16 protein-coding genes are annotated in these 15876 nt (G+C 57.3%); 7 read left to right on the top strand and 9 right to left on the bottom strand.

Annotated features, from left to right (window positions below; genetic code table 11):
* From DL88_RS13085 to DL88_RS13070, 4 genes are all read right to left on the bottom strand, one after another.
* Nucleotides 1-269, bottom strand: a 269-nt coding sequence (locus DL88_RS13085; RefSeq protein ID WP_034996757.1) for a transposase, incomplete at its 3' end; no start/stop codon positions are given.
* 93 nt (nucleotides 270-362) lie between these two features.
* The gene (locus DL88_RS13080; protein ID WP_034996756.1) at nucleotides 363-2003 is read right to left on the bottom strand and encodes an alpha-keto acid decarboxylase family protein; all 1641 of its coding nucleotides are present in this window, start codon (nucleotides 2001-2003) and stop codon (nucleotides 363-365) included.
* A 127-nt stretch (nucleotides 2004-2130) separates the two neighbouring features.
* A complete protein-coding gene (locus tag DL88_RS13075; RefSeq protein WP_245270835.1) occupies nucleotides 2131-2910 on the bottom strand; it encodes a glycerophosphodiester phosphodiesterase family protein in 780 nt (259 codons plus the stop codon).
* Nucleotides 2907-3377: a RidA family protein gene (locus DL88_RS13070; RefSeq protein ID WP_034996800.1), complete on the bottom strand. Its 471-nt coding sequence runs from the start codon at nucleotides 3375-3377 to the stop codon at nucleotides 2907-2909. The genes DL88_RS13075 and DL88_RS13070 overlap by 4 nt, the downstream gene beginning before the upstream one ends.
* Nucleotides 3378-3519: 142 nt before the next feature.
* Here DL88_RS13070 and DL88_RS13065 point away from each other — a divergent pair, with 142 nt between their 5' ends.
* From DL88_RS13065 to DL88_RS13055, 3 genes are all read left to right on the top strand, one after another.
* On the top strand, nucleotides 3520-4431 hold the full coding sequence (locus DL88_RS13065) for a cell envelope integrity EipB family protein (RefSeq protein ID WP_051955958.1): 912 nt from the start codon (nucleotides 3520-3522) through the stop codon (nucleotides 4429-4431).
* Between the two features lie 120 nt (nucleotides 4432-4551).
* A complete protein-coding gene (locus tag DL88_RS13060) occupies nucleotides 4552-5616 on the top strand; it encodes an enoyl-CoA hydratase/isomerase family protein (protein WP_034996753.1) in 1065 nt (354 codons plus the stop codon).
* Between the two features lie 7 nt (nucleotides 5617-5623).
* Complete coding sequence (locus DL88_RS13055; RefSeq protein WP_245270834.1) at nucleotides 5624-6109, top strand: DUF6163 family protein; 486 nt, start codon at nucleotides 5624-5626, stop codon at nucleotides 6107-6109.
* 33 nt (nucleotides 6110-6142) lie between these two features.
* On the opposite strand, the gene DL88_RS13050 is transcribed toward DL88_RS13055, so the two are convergent.
* The gene (locus DL88_RS13050; protein ID WP_034996751.1) at nucleotides 6143-6607 is read right to left on the bottom strand and encodes a YbhB/YbcL family Raf kinase inhibitor-like protein; all 465 of its coding nucleotides are present in this window, start codon (nucleotides 6605-6607) and stop codon (nucleotides 6143-6145) included.
* Nucleotides 6608-6803: 196 nt separating this feature from the next.
* On the opposite strand from DL88_RS13050, the gene DL88_RS13045 reads away from it, so the two are divergent.
* Entirely contained in the window at nucleotides 6804-8846 is a 2043-nt protein-coding gene (locus DL88_RS13045; RefSeq protein WP_034996750.1) for an erythromycin esterase family protein, read from the top strand.
* Nucleotides 8847-8975: 129 nt separating this feature from the next.
* On the opposite strand, the gene DL88_RS13040 is transcribed toward DL88_RS13045, so the two are convergent.
* A complete protein-coding gene (locus tag DL88_RS13040; protein ID WP_034996747.1) occupies nucleotides 8976-9851 on the bottom strand; it encodes an NAD(P)-dependent oxidoreductase in 876 nt (291 codons plus the stop codon).
* Nucleotides 9852-9987: 136 nt separating this feature from the next.
* The gene (locus DL88_RS13035; RefSeq protein WP_084705173.1) at nucleotides 9988-10833 is read right to left on the bottom strand and encodes an ABC transporter substrate-binding protein; all 846 of its coding nucleotides are present in this window, start codon (nucleotides 10831-10833) and stop codon (nucleotides 9988-9990) included.
* 531 nt (nucleotides 10834-11364) lie between these two features.
* On the opposite strand from DL88_RS13035, the gene apbC reads away from it, so the two are divergent.
* Nucleotides 11365-12453 (top strand): iron-sulfur cluster carrier protein ApbC, encoded by a 1089-nt coding sequence (apbC, locus tag DL88_RS13030; RefSeq protein ID WP_034996744.1) that lies wholly within the window; start codon nucleotides 11365-11367, stop codon nucleotides 12451-12453.
* A 164-nt stretch (nucleotides 12454-12617) separates the two neighbouring features.
* Here apbC and moaA read toward each other — a convergent pair whose 3' ends face one another.
* The gene (gene moaA, locus DL88_RS13025; protein ID WP_084705172.1) at nucleotides 12618-13688 is read right to left on the bottom strand and encodes a GTP 3',8-cyclase MoaA; all 1071 of its coding nucleotides are present in this window, start codon (nucleotides 13686-13688) and stop codon (nucleotides 12618-12620) included.
* Nucleotides 13689-13966: 278 nt separating this feature from the next.
* Here moaA and DL88_RS13020 point away from each other — a divergent pair, with 278 nt between their 5' ends.
* The gene (locus DL88_RS13020) at nucleotides 13967-14347 is read left to right on the top strand and encodes a gamma-butyrobetaine hydroxylase family protein (RefSeq protein WP_034996742.1); all 381 of its coding nucleotides are present in this window, start codon (nucleotides 13967-13969) and stop codon (nucleotides 14345-14347) included.
* Nucleotides 14348-14677: 330 nt separating this feature from the next.
* Here the strand turns inward: DL88_RS13020 and DL88_RS13015 are convergent, their stop codons facing one another.
* On the bottom strand, nucleotides 14678-15139 hold the full coding sequence (locus tag DL88_RS13015) for a L,D-transpeptidase (RefSeq protein ID WP_156971093.1): 462 nt from the start codon (nucleotides 15137-15139) through the stop codon (nucleotides 14678-14680).
* A 464-nt stretch (nucleotides 15140-15603) separates the two neighbouring features.
* Here DL88_RS13015 and DL88_RS13010 point away from each other — a divergent pair, with 464 nt between their 5' ends.
* Nucleotides 15604-15843, top strand: a complete 240-nt coding sequence (locus DL88_RS13010) for a DUF1467 family protein (RefSeq protein ID WP_034996740.1) — start codon at nucleotides 15604-15606, stop codon at nucleotides 15841-15843.
* Nucleotides 15844-15876 lie beyond the last annotated feature (33 nt).

Here is a 15876-nt window from a genome sequence, read left to right as displayed (position 1 = left end):
TTCTGCTTCTGGACCAGGGCAAGCAGCCGTTCCCAGACCCCGAGCTTCGACCAGCGGATGAATGTCTGCGCCGCCTTCCACCACGGACCAAGCTCCGGCGGAATGCTGCGCCATTTGGCACCGTTGGTGTGCCGCCAGAAGATCGCCGTAATGGTCCGACGCAGGTTCTGCAAAGGCGTTTTACCATGCGGCTGTACCGCCTGGATCAGAGGCTCCCAGATCGCCCAGGCTTCATCCGTGAAGACTTGTAAGCTCTTGTCCGTGCTCATCAATCAGATATAGGGAATAATTCAAGAACTAACAGGCCCTAGCCACACAAGGCTGCATGACCATCACGATGGTGGTGAGGATCGAGGCGGGGCTCAGGCCTTGTAAAGAGACTTCATGTTTTCATGAAGTTTCCTCGCCAAGGGCGAGGCCGTGTATTTATCCGTGACGACTTCGATATAGACGCCGGTATCCGTCTGTGCGGCCTTGGCGAGCGCCGCATCGAACTCTCCGCACGTCGTCACTTTGGCGGTGAACCAATCGTTGCAGCCAAGTGCATGCGGTAATTCGCTGTAGCGCCATTGCGCAATGTCATTGTAGGCGATTTCGGGATCCTTGCAGAGCAGCCGTTCGATCAGATAGCCGTCATTGTTCAGAACGAAAATAATTGGTTTGAGGCCGAGGCGTCCAAACAGGCTGATTTCCTGCGCCGTCATCTGGTGGGAGCCTTCGCCGGTGATCAGAACCAGGCGGCGCTGCGGGGCGGCAACAGCGGCGCCGAGCGCGGCAGGCGTCGCCCAGCCGATCGATCCCCAAAGCGTCTGATTATAGAAATTGGCGCCTTTCGGCATCAGGGCGAAGGCGAGGCCCATTGAGGCCGTTCCGGTTTCGACGACGACAATATCCTCAGGCTGCAGGAAAATTTGCCAGCGCGGATAAAGAGCGTCGACATCGATCGGATCCTTGTCGGCGCCCTTGGCCTCGCCCAAAGCATGGGCCTTCATGCAGGGCCAGTCGCGATGCTTGATCCGTTCGGATAGAGCTTGCAGCACATCGCCGATCTCGACATTCGCATAGGTCTTGCCATTCATGGAAACCGCGTGATGGGCGATGGTGATCGTCCTCTCCGGGTCGAGACGCGCGGTGAAGGCGCCGCTATTGAGGTCGGACATGAGTGTGCCGATGGAGAGAATGCGGCCGGCATTTTCGACGAACTGGCGGACGTCTTCATTCAGCAAGGCGCCATCATACATGCCGGCGAAGGAAGGGTGATGTTCATCGAGAACGGATTTGTCCATGAACATGGTCGCGAAGGGCAGGCCGGAGTGGTTGATGATACTTTGCATCACCGTCTGCAAGCCACAACGGTGAATGAGATTGCCCGGCAAGATGCAGGCTGTATCCGTTTCCGCGAGGGCCGTCAGAATAGCATCCGTCGCTTGTGCGAGTGTTTGCGGATCGCTGTGCGGCAGGGTGATCGGTGCTGCGGCGCTGAGAACCGGCTGATCGGCGAGATTGGCGGGAAAGGCCATATAGACAGGGCGGCGGTGATACAGTGCCTCGGCGATCAGCCGCTCCGTCTCGAATGCGACATTCTGCGGCGTCATCACCGCATAAGCGCAGACGACCGGTTCGGTCATACGCCGAAAAAGATCATATTCGCCATTGCCGAGCGTATGATGCACCGGCGCGCGTGCGGACTGGACGGCCATGGACGGTGTGCCGACGAGGTGGAACACGGGCAGATGTTCGGCATAGGAGCCGGCAATGCCGTTCAGCGCACTCAATTCTCCGACACCATAGGTCGTACAAAGCGCGGCGGCACCCTTGAGGCGGGCATATCCATCAGCGGCATAGGCGGCATTGAGTTCGTTGCAGCAGCCGATCCATTGTAAATCTGGATCGTTACAAATGGCGTCATTCACCGGAAAGGAATAATCACCCGGAACACCGAAGACATCCGAAATTCCGATCGCCTTGAGCCTTTCAAGGACATATTGGATGACACTCGCCATAGCGGCCTCGTTCATAGACAGAAGAAGGAACGTCGGCGACAGTTCATGGAGTGAACCCGGTGCCGCGGCTCCGTTCAAGGAACGGATGGATGCGGCGAAGGTTCAACGGGCATTCTGTTTTCGGCCGTCAGGAGGTGCAATCCTCGAAGACGATCTGGTCGGCATAGCGGGTGGCGAGTTCCTTTTGCGCCTCTGTCCGCACGGTCCAGCTCATCACCGGCATATGGAGCCCGTCGCGGCAGAGCCGCGGGACCGCATGTGGAAGGTCATTCACGTGCCAGGACAGAAAATCCGGCCGTATATCGGGGAAGAATTCCCAGGCCAAAAGGCCGGCTCGGCGCTCCGGCGTCAATTCCGGCCATTCGGCGGGCGCGTAGAGAGCCTCGGCAACGAGCCCTAATGGCTGGCTTGCATTACAGTCGCGAAGACGACGAAGCAGATCAGGATCGAAACTCTTGAAGGCAAGCGGTCCCGCGTAGGAAGCGACGCAGGTGAGGGCGGCGTCGGCAAGGCGGGTATCGCCGTTAAAAAGGCTTTTGAGCTCGACGATCAGCGGAACCTTGCCAGCGACGACCGCAAGCAGGTCGGCGAGCGCCGGGATGGTTTCGTTTCCGTGGCGGAAAGCGACATGCGTGAGGTCGGCGCGTGACCGCTGGTCGAGCCTGCCCTCGGCGAAAGTGAGGCGGTCGAGCAGGACATCATGAAAGACGATCACTTCGCCATCGCTACTGAGCTGGATATCGCATTCTATGGCATAATCCCAAGCGACTGCTGCCCTGGCCGCGGCCAGCGAATTTTCAACGCGGCCTGACGTTTCGTCATGCAGGCCGCGATGGGCGATCGGCTGCGCCGTCAGCCAGGCGGGGACAGCGACTTTCTCACGCGCCATCTCACGCATGGGCATCATTCGAACTCGAACATGGCTTCGACTTCAACGGCGGAATCGAGCGGCAGTTCGGCAACGCCGATCGTCGAACGCGCGTGGCGACCCTTGTGGCCAAGCACATCGACGAGGAGATCGGAAGCGCCGTTCATGACCGGTGCAATGGCGGAAAAGCCCGGCGCCACATTGATGAAGCCACCGAGCCGCAGGCAGGCTTTGATGCGTTCAAGATCGCCAAGCGCCGCCTTTGCCTGAGCCAGAACATTGATGGCACAGACTTTCGCCGCCGCCTGTCCCGCTTCCGGCGAGACCGATCCGCCGACTTTGCCCTTGTGTTCGGGTGCGATCGCACCGTCGGCTCCAAAGGCGACCTGGCCGGAAATGATCAACAGCGATTTGGTGAGGACAAAGGGGACGTAATTGGCCACCGGAGCGGCTGGTGTCGGCAAGGTGATTCCCATTTCCTTCAGCCGGGTTTCGATTTGATTCATGCGGGAAAATTCCTTGAATCTATGTGCAGAGGATTCTTGCAAGGGCGCAGGCCGGATCATACACTAAAAGGATTAAGTCAAATGCGCCTGCTGGATCCGGGAAATGTTGCGTGAGGCAGGCATTGCCAGAAAGGCAAAGTCTATGTCTCGACCTTCCGACCGCGCTTGGCTTGCACAGGCGATGGCCGCCCTTTTGGGTGCTGCAATGCCGCTGGCTCCTCTATGCCTTTCGGCTGCGCCCAATCAGAGCAATGTTTCCTCGGAACCACAAACGCGTGACGGTATCACGAAACTCGCGGCGGAAATTCCTCTCGCTGCGCATCGCGCCGTTTACGATCTGACCATGTTGCGCTCCACGGGAGCGAAAAGCCCGATTTCCGCTCAAGGTCAGATTGCTTTCGATTTCTCCGGTTCGTCGTGCGAAGGTTACGCTCAGAATTTCCGTCAGTTTACCGAGCTGCAGCCGGTGGAAGGGCCGGTGCGCGTCTCCGATATGCGCTCCGCCACATTTGAAGACGGCGACGGCCGTAATTTCACCTTCAAGATTCAGACGTCGAACGACCAAGGCGCCGGAGAACTGGTCGATGGCAAGGCGGCACGCCGGGCGGGTTCCGGGCCGGTTCTTGTCGATCTCGCCAAGCCCAGGAAGAGCAAATTCGATCTCGCCGCCGATACGGTGTTTCCCACCGAGCATCTGCGCCGCATCCTGGCCTCGGCCAAAGCTGGCAAGCATATTCTCGAGGTCAAGGTCTACGACGGCTCGGAAAAGGGCGACAAACTGTTTGAGACCACGACGATTATCGGCGATGAGATCCGCAAACCCGCTCAAGAAACGGCGATCAAGCTTCCGGCACTTGAAGGGTTGCGGCGCTGGCCCGTCACGATCGCCTATTTCGAGAATGCGCAGAAGGACGAGAGTCCGCTCTATACTTTGTCTTTCGACCTTTATGAAAACGGCATTTCGCGTGCGCTTCGGCTGGATTATGGCGATTTCGTCCTCGGCGGGGATTTGTCGAGCCTCGAGCTTCTGCCGCAGCAGGCCTGTGCGAAATAGACGATCGGCGCGTGTCCCGTCGTATGAGTACTGGAATGCCACCGGAAAAGCGGCTTCCAGTGCGACAGACCATTTCCACGGCGAAGATTTTGCTCATAATGCGCGGCGAGTGGAGGCATTATGAGCGATCCTGTTATCCTGACTGAACAACAAGGTGCCTGCGGCATCATCACTTTGAACCGGCCGAAGGCGCTGAACGCGCTCGATACGGAAACGATTCTCGCTTTCAACGCGGCGCTCGACCAGTTGGAAAAGGAGCCTGGCGTCAAGACGGTGCTGGTGAGAGGCGCGGGCGGCAAGGCTTTTTGCGCCGGCGGCGATATGAAATTCATCTATGAGCTAGGCAGCGCCGGCAATTATGCCCAGCAAATGGAATTTTTCCGCCAGGAATATCAGCTCAATCAACGTATCGCCCGTTTTCCCAAGCCTTATGTCTCCCTGCTCGAAGGCATCGTCATGGGTGGCGGCGCGGGCATATCCGTACACGGACCGCACCGGGTTGCGGGAGAGAATTTTCTTTTCGCCATGCCGGAAACCGCCATTGGATTCATTCCCGATGTCGGCGCGACCTATTTTCTACCGCGTCTGCCGGGAAAACTCGGCGCCTATCTTGCGATGACAGGAGCCCGGCTTAAATGCGGCGACGGCGTCGCATTTGGCATTGCCACGGCTTTCATCCCGGTGGCGCAGCATGAGGCCCTGATCGCCAAGCTTGCGTCTGGCGAGGAAGCGGGGGCCGCAATCGCTGGTCTGGCCGCCACGCCGCCAGAACCGGAACTCGCCAAGCTGAAACATTTCGTCGATGGCTGTTTCGGCGCTGCGACAGTATCTGCCGTTCTCGAAGAAATCGACGAAGCGGGCTATGGCGGGCTTGGTTTTGCCATGGAGACCTATGATCTCATTTGCACACGGTCACCGCTCAGTGTGAATCTGGCTCTCAAACTCGTGCAAATGGGCAGCAAGCTCGATCTCGAAGATGCTTTGCGCACGGAATTTCGTGTCGTGAGCCATATTCTGCAGAGCCCCGATTTCCGTGAAGGGGTCCGCGCGGTCCTTGTCGACAAAGATCATAAGCCGAAGTGGAGCTTCAAGGAGATCGAGGCCGTGAAACCCGCCGATATCGAACCCTTTTTCGCGCCATTACCGGCGGGTGAGGCCGATTTGAACTTTGTTCGGACGGCCTGATCGCACGATGAAATGGCTGGTTTTCCGTCGTCGCGCGCGTTTGTTGCAACAGGGCGTTCTCATGCGCTCATTCAACAGCGAGGCTGCGATCTCGCTCACTGAAAGACCGGGCGCGGAGACGTTTGCCGCGCCGTGGAGCAAGATACTCGTCATTTTCATGCGATTGCTCGCCATGATCTGGATGGCGCAGGGCCTTATGCAATGGGTCACTATCCTGACGCCGCTGGAACCGCTGTTCAATCATACGGACTGGATCACCGGCGCGGGAATCATCTTCTTCGCGGTTTTTGATCTCGTGGCGGCTGTCGGCCTCTGGCTGGCGACACCATGGGGCGGGGTGCTGTGGCTCCTCGCCGCCCTGGCGCAAATTTCGACGGCGCTGCTCGTGCGTCCGTTTTTCTCGCCGCTCTGGATCGTCGTCAACGGCATTCTGATTTGTCTCTATTTCGCCCTGACGTGGTTCGCCGGACAAGCTGAAGGCGGAGCCGGGTAGAGACTTTCGCCAAGCCTTCCGGAAAGCATGCTTTCACCGGTTTTCATAGGTTCCGACGAGTTCGGTCTCTGCGATGATATGCGGCCTTGCCCGTTCCAGAAGGTCGGAGATTTTGGCATTCCTGCCGCAATGCAGCGCCTTGACGTCGAGAGCCGCGAGACGGAAGTGATAATGGTGGATACCGTGGCCTTTTGGCGGCTGCGGTCCGTCATAATGCGAATTGCCGAAATCATTGATGCCATAAACGAGGCTTTTGGCCTCACCGTTCACGGCACCTTCCAATAGGCCATCGCACTCAGGGTCGATGTCATAGACACCCCAGTGGCGGAAGATTCCGGAAGGGGCATCGGGATCCTCCACGACCACGATAAAACTCTTGGTGCCTTGGGGGGCGTCTTTCCAGATGAGTGGAGGAGACAGATTCCTCCCTTTGCGGGCATATTTGTCCGGAATTTTTTCGCCATCGTGGAAGGCTGGGCTTTCAAGCGTGAATGCCATGATCGGCTTGCTCCCTTGCTTCTCTTTGAAACCGATTTTGGAACACCAGAGCGCGAGGTGAGTTCCAAAATCGTGGCGACGGCGGGTCGGTTCCGGGGCCTAAATCTGTCATCGCAAGGACGGGTGTCCCGCTGCAATCGCGCTGGACAAAGCGGCTTCGCGCAAGCTTGAAGCCCATGCATTCGGACGCAAGGCCATGACCATTGTTTTTTCAGATCGCCGCGAGGCAGGACGACGCCTTGCCGGCAAGCTTACCCATTATGCGCGGCGCGATGATGTAACCGTATTGGCGCTGCCGCGGGGTGGGGTGCCTGTTGGCTACGAAGTCGCACGAGCTCTCGGAGTGCCGCTCGATGTCTTCGTGGTGCGCAAGCTCGGGGTTCCAGGTTACGAAGAACTGGCTATGGGGGCGGTTGCAACCGGCGGCGTACGCGTCCTGAACGATGAGATTGTTCAGGCTCTTGCCATTCCGCCTCATCTCATCGATGCGGTCACGGCCAAGGAAGAGAAGGAACTTCTGCGGCGCGAGCGCCTCTATCGTGGCGGACGCCCGCCGCTAAAGGTGAAAGGGCGAACCATAATTTTGGTGGATGATGGCCTTGCGACGGGATCCACCATGTCGGCTGCCATCAAGGCATTGCGGGACGGCCACCCGACCCGTATCGTCGTCGCCATCCCGGTCGGCAGCCCCGAGACTTGCGAGATGATGCGCGCGATCGCGGATGAAATTGTCTGTGTGGCGACGCCACAGCCACTCCTTGGCGTCGGGCGCTGGTATGAAGATTTTTCTCAGACCAGCGATGAGGAGGTCCGCACGCTTCTCGCCGGGTCGACGCTTACGAAGCCCTCAGGGACCACGTCCACTCCTTCCGATTCCCGGGTTGGACCGGTTTTTGGCTCGAAAGAGGATTCGGCCGAACATAAGGCCGCGAGTGCGCTGCGCAAACGCATCGTCCGGCTCTCCGGGGGCAATGAGGACTATGACCGGCTTCTGGAGGCGATCGGTGAGGCGCGTTTCGTGCTGATCGGCGAAGCTTCGCATGGCACGCATGAGTTCTATGAAGAGCGCGCGCGGATCACGCGGCGGCTGATTGAGGAGAAGGGTTTCGCTGGCGTCGCGGTCGAGGCCGACTGGCCGGATGCCTATCGGGTCAATCGCTATGTCCAGAATGTGAGCGAGGATTTGGACGCCGAAGAGGCGCTGACGGACTTCCGGCGTTTCCCGACATGGATGTGGCGAAACCGGGTCGTTGTCGATTTTGTCGAATGGCTGCGCCGGCATAACGAAACGCTCGGCCAGGGGCAGCCGAAGACCGGGTTTTATGGGCTCGACCTCTATGCCTTGCACGGCGCGATGAAAGCGGTGCTGCATTATCTCAAAAAGGTCGATCCTGGCGCGGCGGAGGCGGCGCGCCACCGCTATGCCTGTTTCGACCATTTCGGACCGGATCCGCAAGTCTACGGCTTCGTCGCGGGCAACAAAATTGCGAAATCCTGCGAGGATGCCGTGGTGACGCAATTGGTGGAGATGCTGAAACGGCGCCCCCTGACGGCCGAGTCGGAAGGAGACGTTCGCGAAGACGAACTCTTCGCGGCACAGCAGAATGCCCGCCTGGTCAAGAACGCGGAGGCCTATTATCGCGCGATGTTCCTGGTGGTCGAATCAACCTGGAACCTGCGCGATCGGCATATGGCGGAGACATTCGAAGCGCTCGCGACGCACCTTACTCGGCGCGACCGACCGGCGAAAATCGTCGTCTGGGCGCATAATTCCCATCTCGGCGATGCGCGGGCGACAGATCGAAGCCGACAGGGAGAGCTCAATCTGGGGCAACTCATCCGCGAAACACACGGACGAGAGGCTTTTCTCATCGGCTTCAGCACGCATCGTGGCACGGTGACCGCCGCGTCAGACTGGGGCGGCCGGGCGGATCGCAAGAATGTCCTCGCCGCCTTGCCGGGAAGTTACGAGGCCTTGTTCCATGCGATCTCTTGCGATCGTTTCGCTCTCGATCTGCGGGAGGACGGCGAAAGTCTCCCGCGACAACTGCTGGAGCGAGCGATCGGCGTCATCTATCGGCCCGAGACGGAGAGGGCCAGTCATTATTTCCATGCCAATCTCGCGGCGCAATTCGACGCGGTGCTGCATTTCGACGAGACCCGAGCGGTCGAGCCGCTGGAACGGACATCGGAATGGGATGCCGGAGAACTTGAGGAAACCTATCCAACCGGCCTTTAGAGCGTTTGAACTCAAAACGGAGCATTTTCGGCCTGGTGCCGTATCGGGCAGCTCCGATTCTATCGCAGACGCCCGCACCGCCGCCTTTTAGCGGGATCGTCGCCGGAAGAACTTGACCGGAATTTCCGATCAGACACTCTTTGGTTGCAACCGGGCGATCAGGCTTGAGGTATCCCACCGCGCCCCGCCGAGTTTTTCCACTTCCGCATAAAATTGATCGACGAGAGCGGCGACCGGCAGGCTTGCGCCGTTGCGGCGGGCTTCGTCGAGACAGATAGAGAGATCCTTGCGCATCCATTCGACTGCGAAACCGAAGTCGAACTTGTTTTCGAGCATGGTTTTATAGCGGTTTTCCATCTGCCAGGATTGCGCCGCGCCCTTGGAAATGACTTCGATCACCGCCGCGCCATCGAGTCCGGCGCATCGGGCAAAATGCAACCCTTCGGAAAGCGCCTGAACCAGGCCGGCGATGCAGATTTGATTGACCATTTTGGTCAACTGGCCAGCGCCGGCGGGTCCCATCAGACGGCAGGATTTGGCATAGGCGCCGATAATGGGTTCAGCGATGTGATAGGCAGTTTCATCACCGCCGCACATGACCGTCAGGACGCCGTTTTCTGCCCCCGCCTGACCGCCTGAAACGGGAGCATCGAGGAAATGTTGACCTTTTTCCGCAGCCTTGGCGGCAAGCTCGCGGGCTAGGGCCGCGGAGGCCGTCGTGTGATCGACAAAAACAGCTCCTGAAGGGAGCGTGGCGAGGGCACCAGTCTCGCCAAGGGTCACCGAGCGCACGTCGTCATCATTACCAACGCAGGCGAAGACGATGTCGCGGCCTTCCGCCGCCGCAGCCGGCGTGTCGGAGGCCTGACCGCCGAATTGCGCGACCCATTTCTCGGCCTTGGTCTTGGTGCGATTATAGACTTTGACCTCATGCCCATTTTTCGCGAGATGCCCAGCCATGGGATAGCCCATGACGCCAAGACCAAGGAAGGCGACTTTTGCCATTGAAGATCCTCAAAGCATCCCGTTCGTGAACCGTTTGGCGAGCAAGACTCGGCCCAGTTGGCTGGCCGGCGCTCGGGCTTTGCCTCTTGTGCTATGCCCGCTGCGGCGGCCGGTTGAGAGGCAGGTTGCCGCCAAATTATTCTATCTCATAAGGAAAGAAACGTTCGCGGATCTTGCGGAACGTTCCATCCTTACGGATTTCCTCAAGCGCCTGATCGAATTTGGCTTTCAAGGCGGTGTCGCCCTTGCGCAACCCGATGCCAATTCCTTCGCCGAAATAGGCTGGATCGCGCGGTAAATCCCCAATGATGACGGTATTTTGCGCTTCGCGCCGGTTTGTCCGGAAATCATTGAGATCGGCCTTCTCGGCGAGAACGAGGTCGACGCGTTTCTCGCCAAGATCGAGAATGGCTTCTTCCAGGCTCGCATAGTTTTGAATTTGTGCCTTGGGGAAGTGGTCCTCGGCATAGGCCTCAAAGGCTGTATTGGCGATAACGCCGATTTTCTTGCCGGCGAGTGCCTCGGCGCTCACGCCAGCGATCGGTTCGTCGCGGCGACCAAGGAATGCAAGCGGCATCCGAACATAGGGCGTGCTGAAGGCGAGTTTTTCCCGGTTTTCTTCGGTTATGTTCAGCGCTGCCATGATCGCATCATAGTGATGATCGAGAAGGCCGGGAATGAGATTGTCCCAATCCTGCGTGACAAAGGTGCAGGTGACATTCATGCGCGCGCAGAGCTCGCGGCCAAGCTCGATCTCGAAACCGGCGAGATCGTTGTTCTCGAGGTAATTGTAGGGGGGCCGGGCACCTTCACTGGCGATGCGGATCACGTCCGGAATATTGTCTTCGGCTCGGGCCATTCCAACCGCTACAAAAAGGCCGAAGACAAAGAAAATCGCCGCTGCGACCTGCCAAAACGCTGATTTGTCCCGTTCCTTCATATGCTTCATGAGGCAGACGGCGGTGAGAAAGGCGTCGGTCATTGCGAACGCCGGAAACGAGGAGAATGCCGTTTCTGTCTAGCTTGTGCTTGAATATTGGGCAAGGAGCGCAAGGCCTCACGCTTGAAGATTTCTCGTTGATACGAGGTGTTGGAGCCCTATCGCAAACAAAATCTCGATCGGTTTCGGGCAATCCCGGAGAGAAATGCACAAAGAGGATCGCCTTGCTTTAGGATTAAACTCGAGACGTTTGGAAGTTTGCTCTTGTTTTTTCCAAAAATCCTTTAAAAATATTTTGTAACTCCATATAATTTCGTTGAATTAGGAAGCAAAGCGTGGAGGTTCGATGCGGTGTGCGACGGCCTTTGCGTGCCTATCTATGGCGTGGCTCTTGCTATGATCGTGTCGTTCAAGGATGTTTCGATCGCTGTTGAAGCAATGGGAACGGACGCCTATAAGCCTCGGGCGCGCGCTGGTGTTGCAGGCTTATGGAAGTGGAATATCTGCTTCTGGCGGTTGTGATCCTTAGAAGCAGCCGGCGAAGCGAAATGGACCTCGACAGGAGCGAGTCATATGGTCAGCGAGCAAGATGTTCTCGGCGCGCTCGGCACGGTCGCCGGGCCTGATGGGAAGACACCGCTGCCGCAATCAGGCGCGATCGCCGGCCTTTCGATCAAGGACGATAAAGTCTATCTTTCCATCGCGATCGATCCGCAACAGGCTGCGACCGCCGAGCCCATGCGAGTGGCTGCGGAAACCGCGGTGCGGAAACTGTCCGGGGTCGCCAATGCCTTGGTCAGCCTGACCGCCGAAAAACCAGCCGCGCCGCCGCCGGCTCCTCCGAAGCCGCAGGCGCCGCGCAGCATCGCCATTCCCGGTATTGCCCGTGTCATCGCCGTTTCCTCCGGCAAGGGCGGCGTCGGCAAGTCGACGACCTCGGTCAATCTTGCTCTCGCTTTGTCCAAGCTCGGGTGGAAAATCGGCATTCTCGACGCGGATATTTACGGCCCCTCTTTGCCGCGTCTGCTCGGCCTCAGCGGCCAGCCGGAATCGGAAGGCCGCTTCATGAAGCCTCTGGAGGCTTTCGGGGTCAAGGCGATCTCCATTGGCTTTATGGTCGATGAAGAAGATCCGATGATTTGGCGCGGCCCCATGGTGATGGCGGCCGTGCAACAATTGCTGCGCGATGTGGCTTGGGGTGAACTCGATTGCCTCGTCGTCGATATGCCGCCCGGCACTGGCGACGCCCAATTGACGCTGGCGCAGAATGTCCCGCTGGCTGGGGCGGTCGTGGTTTCCACGCCTCAGGACCTTGCACTCATCGACGCGCGGCGCGGCATCACCATGTTCAACAAGGTTGATGTGCCTGTGCTCGGCATTGTCGAGAATATGAGTTATTTCCTGTGCCCGCATTGCGGCGGCCGGTCGGATATTTTCGCCCATGGCGGCGCGCGGGCCGAAGCCGAGCGTCTTGGCGTACCCTTTCTGGGAGAGGTTCCGCTGCATATGACGATTCGTGAGCGCGCGGATTCCGGAAAGCCCGTGGTCATTTCTGAACCTGACAGTGCTTATGCCAAGATTTACATGGATATAGCAGGTCAGATTAAAGAAATGCTCGAAAAGGGCCAGCAGCGCGTCGCGCCGAAAATCGTGATTGAATGATCGGGTAGGGCGGGTGGCTGGCCGTGAAAGCGGCAACCGCTGTCTGCGCTCTCCGCCTCGATCCTTTAGAGCATTTCCGATAATGTTGAATCGCTTTGCGATTCCATGGTCTTGAAAATATTCTCGATTTCTGAGTAGAGCGTTTTCGGATAAGTCGAAACGCTCTAGCCGCCGGTCATGCTCATATGACGCGGGACGGCGGGGTGTGCATGGTGCCGTCCAATATCGAAATCGTGGCCTTTGGGTTTGCGCAAAATGGCCTCATCAAGGGTCTGATGGAGCAGATCATCGGAAGTTGAAGCCCGCAGAGGTGCGCGCAGGTCGGCTGCATCTTCCTGCCCGAGACACATGAAAAGCGTACCTTTGCAGGTCACGCGGACACGGTTGCAGCCCTCGCAGAAATTATGGGTCAAAGGTGTGATGAAGCCGATGCGCCCACCGGTCTCCTGGACCTCGGCATAACGGGCAGGACCGCCGGTTTTATGGCTGCTGGTCTTTAAAGTGTAACGGCTTTCGAGATCGGACCGAACCTGTGTGAGTGGTAGATATTGATCCGCCCGGTCCGCACCGATTGTGCCCATCGGCATCACCTCGATCAAAGTCAGATCCATGCCATAGCCATGTGCCCATTCGAGCATGGGGACGATTTCATCGTCATTGACACCGCGCAAGGCAACCATATTGATTTTGATCTTGAGACCTGCCTTACGGGCAGCTTCAATTCCGGCAAGCACTTCAGCGTGATGGCCGAAGCGCGTGATGGCGTGATATTTGTCGGCGTTGAGCGAATCAAGCGACACATTAATACGGCGGACGCCGCAATCGGCGAGTGGGCTGGCGAAACGGGCGAGCTGTGACCCGTTGGTGGTCAAAGTCAATTCCCGCAACGCACCCGTCGAGAGATGTCTGGAAAGAGCCTTGAAAAGACTCATGATATTTTGCCTGATCAAGGGTTCTCCGCCCGTGATCCGCAAGATTTCGACGCCGCGCTCTATCAAGGCCGTACAAAGCCGGTTAAGTTCTTCCAGTGTCAGAAGCTCTGCGCGTGGCAGGAATTGCATTTCCTCCGCCATGCAATAGGTGCAGCGCATGTCGCATCGGTCGGTGACCGAAAGACGCACATAGCTCACACGTCTTCCGAACGGATCGATGAGCGGTTTCCGCTGTTCCGTAGGTAGGCCCGTTTGGGAAAGCTCTGGTTCGGATTTTGCGTCGTTCGGCATCAGAAGCGTCATGGCTCACCATATAATCCAACCGATCGGACCACATAAGAGCCTAACGAAGACGTGTTCAGGAATTTTGTTTTGTAAATGAGGATGATAAGTCGTCAGCTCGTTGATTTGGTTTTAAAATACGAAGCTGGATCGGGCGATGATTTCGCGGTGTAGCAGGTGCTGAAAGGTCAGTTTGATAGGCCAACATGCATCAAACGATGAACTTGTATCGACTTTAATGCTCCAGCGACACGGCTGCAGAAGAATGGAAATGGAAGCGGAAGGCCGAGGTTGAACCCATGATGGATCAAGGTGGACAATGGCCGACTGAAATTCGGCTCAAGGATAGTGGCAAGACCTTGTCGGTGGCATTCGACAATGGCGATGCTTATGATCTTTCGGCCGAATATCTTCGGGTGATGAGCCCAAGTGCGGAAGTTCAGGGTCATAGTCCCGAGGAGCGCGTGACCGTGGGCGGCAAGGAGAAATGCCGCATTATAGGCGTCGAACCGGTTGGCACTTATGCGGTGCGCCTGACCTTCGACGACATGCATTCCACGGGCATCTATTCATGGACTTTCCTCCATGAGCTTGGCAGCCAGCATGAGGAAAAGTGGAATTTCTATCTCGGAGAACTCGCGGCCAAGGGCCTCTCGCGCGATAGGCCGGGCCAGCTTTGAGCCCGATCGCTTAAAGCCTGCCCTGATTGCAGCAAAGATTTACGAAGCTCCTAGAGCGTTTCGGATATATCCAGAAACGCTTCACTAAAAAAACTAGAGTGTTTTCAAGGCTATGGGATCACGAAGACATTCAACGGCAATGCAAAATGCTCTAGTTGGCCGCCGCGACTTGTTCGGTATTCTGAACATCCAATGAGACTTTCAGGATAAATCAGTAAGGGACTGATTTATCCTTATTTATTTCCAGGTCTCATAGGGCTGCAACTGGGAACTCATCGGTCTTCGTCTCACCCTATTGCAGAGCGAACCTCCCAAAAGCCGGGATCGTCCTTATTCGACGATGACACGCGTCCCTACTTTAACGCGATCATATAAATCGGTCACATCCTCATTCGTCATGCGAATGCATCCCGACGACACCGCTTGTCCAATTGTCTCCGGTTCGTTGGATCCATGGATGCGGTATAGGGAGCCGCCAAGGTAAAGGGCGCGTGCGCCGAGCGGATTCTCCGGCCCTCCAGCCATATGGCGGGGCAAATCCGGACGCCGGCGCAGCATTTGTGCTGGTGGGGACCAGGACGGCCATTCCCGTTTCATCGCGACTTTCTTGACGCCGTGCCATTCAAACCCTGGCCTACCTACTCCAATGCCGTAGCGAATGGCCTGGTTGTTCGGAAGGACGTAATAGAGGCGACGTTGATCCGTTGAAATAACGATCGTTCCTGGCGAATAATGTGTTGAATAAGAGACAGTTTCCCGCGCCGGTGCGACGGCCTGGGGACGGCCCTCCATGCCGGGATTGGCATAGGTTCCCGAGGGAGCAGGTTGGGCCGTGAGCTCATAATCATCATGGTCATTAGCCTGCGCGGTCGAGACGCAGGTGGACGAAAGCAGTATTATGGCGGCCCCGCCAAGGGCTGAACGAAAGCGATCCATGCGACCACCTCCAGGATAGATTTCGCCAAAGCGAATAAAGAAGAAAAGGCAGAATGAATTATCATAATCCTGCCATAATGAACTCGTGGCAATCCTTTTCGCGCTGCACAATAGGCTGGAAATGGAAATTCATATTCTGTGATCACTGGGCAACAGGAATATTCCGCACCTTCTTGCTGGCACAGACCCCAGTACCTAAGGTGACTGGCTTAAGGCGTTTGACGATAGAGCAGGGTGGGTCCCATGAGAAAATATTTCCGAGAGGAAGAGTTCCACCCCGTTCCATGTTCCTTTCTCACCTGATTCTGCTTTGGTGATTTATGCAGCTTCCCTTTCCGATACCAACTGCTTGCGCGATTTTTTTTACCACCTGGTTTATTGTCCTGTTTGCGGTTCTGCCGTTCGGAATCCGCTCACAGCATGAAACAGGCGAGGTGGTACCGGGGACGGATCCGGGAGCGCCGGTCGCTTTGCACTTCTGGTCTAAAATCGCCTGGACCACGTTTGTCACCTGTATCGTTTTCGCGATCGTCGTCGTACTTGCATATTACGAGCAATAAAGCGCAAGTGGCACGTGCGAAACACGTGGATCT

It is taken from the genome of Beijerinckia mobilis (assembly GCF_000745425.1).
GTDB classification, from domain to species: Bacteria; Pseudomonadota; Alphaproteobacteria; order Rhizobiales; family Beijerinckiaceae; genus Beijerinckia; species Beijerinckia mobilis.
The sequence above is the reverse complement of the archived record's forward strand: the minus strand, read 5'-3'. Positions and strand labels throughout refer to the sequence as shown.

What these genes read in the sequence shown, in the direction of transcription:
- DL88_RS13010 (WP_034996740.1), top strand. Translation starts at nt 15,604, where the DNA reads ATGCAGCTTCCCTTTCCGATACCAACTGCTTGCGCGATTTTTTTTACC.
- moaA (WP_084705172.1), bottom strand. Translation starts at nt 13,688, where the DNA reads ATGACGCTTCTGATGCCGAACGACGCAAAATCCGAACCAGAGCTTTCC.
- DL88_RS13020 (WP_034996742.1), top strand. Translation starts at nt 13,967, where the DNA reads ATGATGGATCAAGGTGGACAATGGCCGACTGAAATTCGGCTCAAGGAT.
- DL88_RS13055 (WP_245270834.1), top strand. Translation starts at nt 5,624, where the DNA reads ATGAAATGGCTGGTTTTCCGTCGTCGCGCGCGTTTGTTGCAACAGGGC.
- apbC (WP_034996744.1), top strand. Translation starts at nt 11,365, where the DNA reads ATGGTCAGCGAGCAAGATGTTCTCGGCGCGCTCGGCACGGTCGCCGGG.
- DL88_RS13045 (WP_034996750.1), top strand. Translation starts at nt 6,804, where the DNA reads ATGACCATTGTTTTTTCAGATCGCCGCGAGGCAGGACGACGCCTTGCC.
- DL88_RS13015 (WP_156971093.1), bottom strand. Translation starts at nt 15,139, where the DNA reads ATGGAGGGCCGTCCCCAGGCCGTCGCACCGGCGCGGGAAACTGTCTCT.
- DL88_RS13065 (WP_051955958.1), top strand. Translation starts at nt 3,520, where the DNA reads ATGTCTCGACCTTCCGACCGCGCTTGGCTTGCACAGGCGATGGCCGCC.
- DL88_RS13035 (WP_084705173.1), bottom strand. Translation starts at nt 10,833, where the DNA reads ATGACCGACGCCTTTCTCACCGCCGTCTGCCTCATGAAGCATATGAAG.
- DL88_RS13050 (WP_034996751.1), bottom strand. Translation starts at nt 6,607, where the DNA reads ATGGCATTCACGCTTGAAAGCCCAGCCTTCCACGATGGCGAAAAAATT.
- DL88_RS13075 (WP_245270835.1), bottom strand. Translation starts at nt 2,910, where the DNA reads ATGATGCCCATGCGTGAGATGGCGCGTGAGAAAGTCGCTGTCCCCGCC.
- DL88_RS13080 (WP_034996756.1), bottom strand. Translation starts at nt 2,003, where the DNA reads ATGGCGAGTGTCATCCAATATGTCCTTGAAAGGCTCAAGGCGATCGGA.
- DL88_RS13060 (WP_034996753.1), top strand. Translation starts at nt 4,552, where the DNA reads ATGAGCGATCCTGTTATCCTGACTGAACAACAAGGTGCCTGCGGCATC.
- DL88_RS13040 (WP_034996747.1), bottom strand. Translation starts at nt 9,851, where the DNA reads ATGGCAAAAGTCGCCTTCCTTGGTCTTGGCGTCATGGGCTATCCCATG.
- DL88_RS13070 (WP_034996800.1), bottom strand. Translation starts at nt 3,377, where the DNA reads ATGAATCAAATCGAAACCCGGCTGAAGGAAATGGGAATCACCTTGCCG.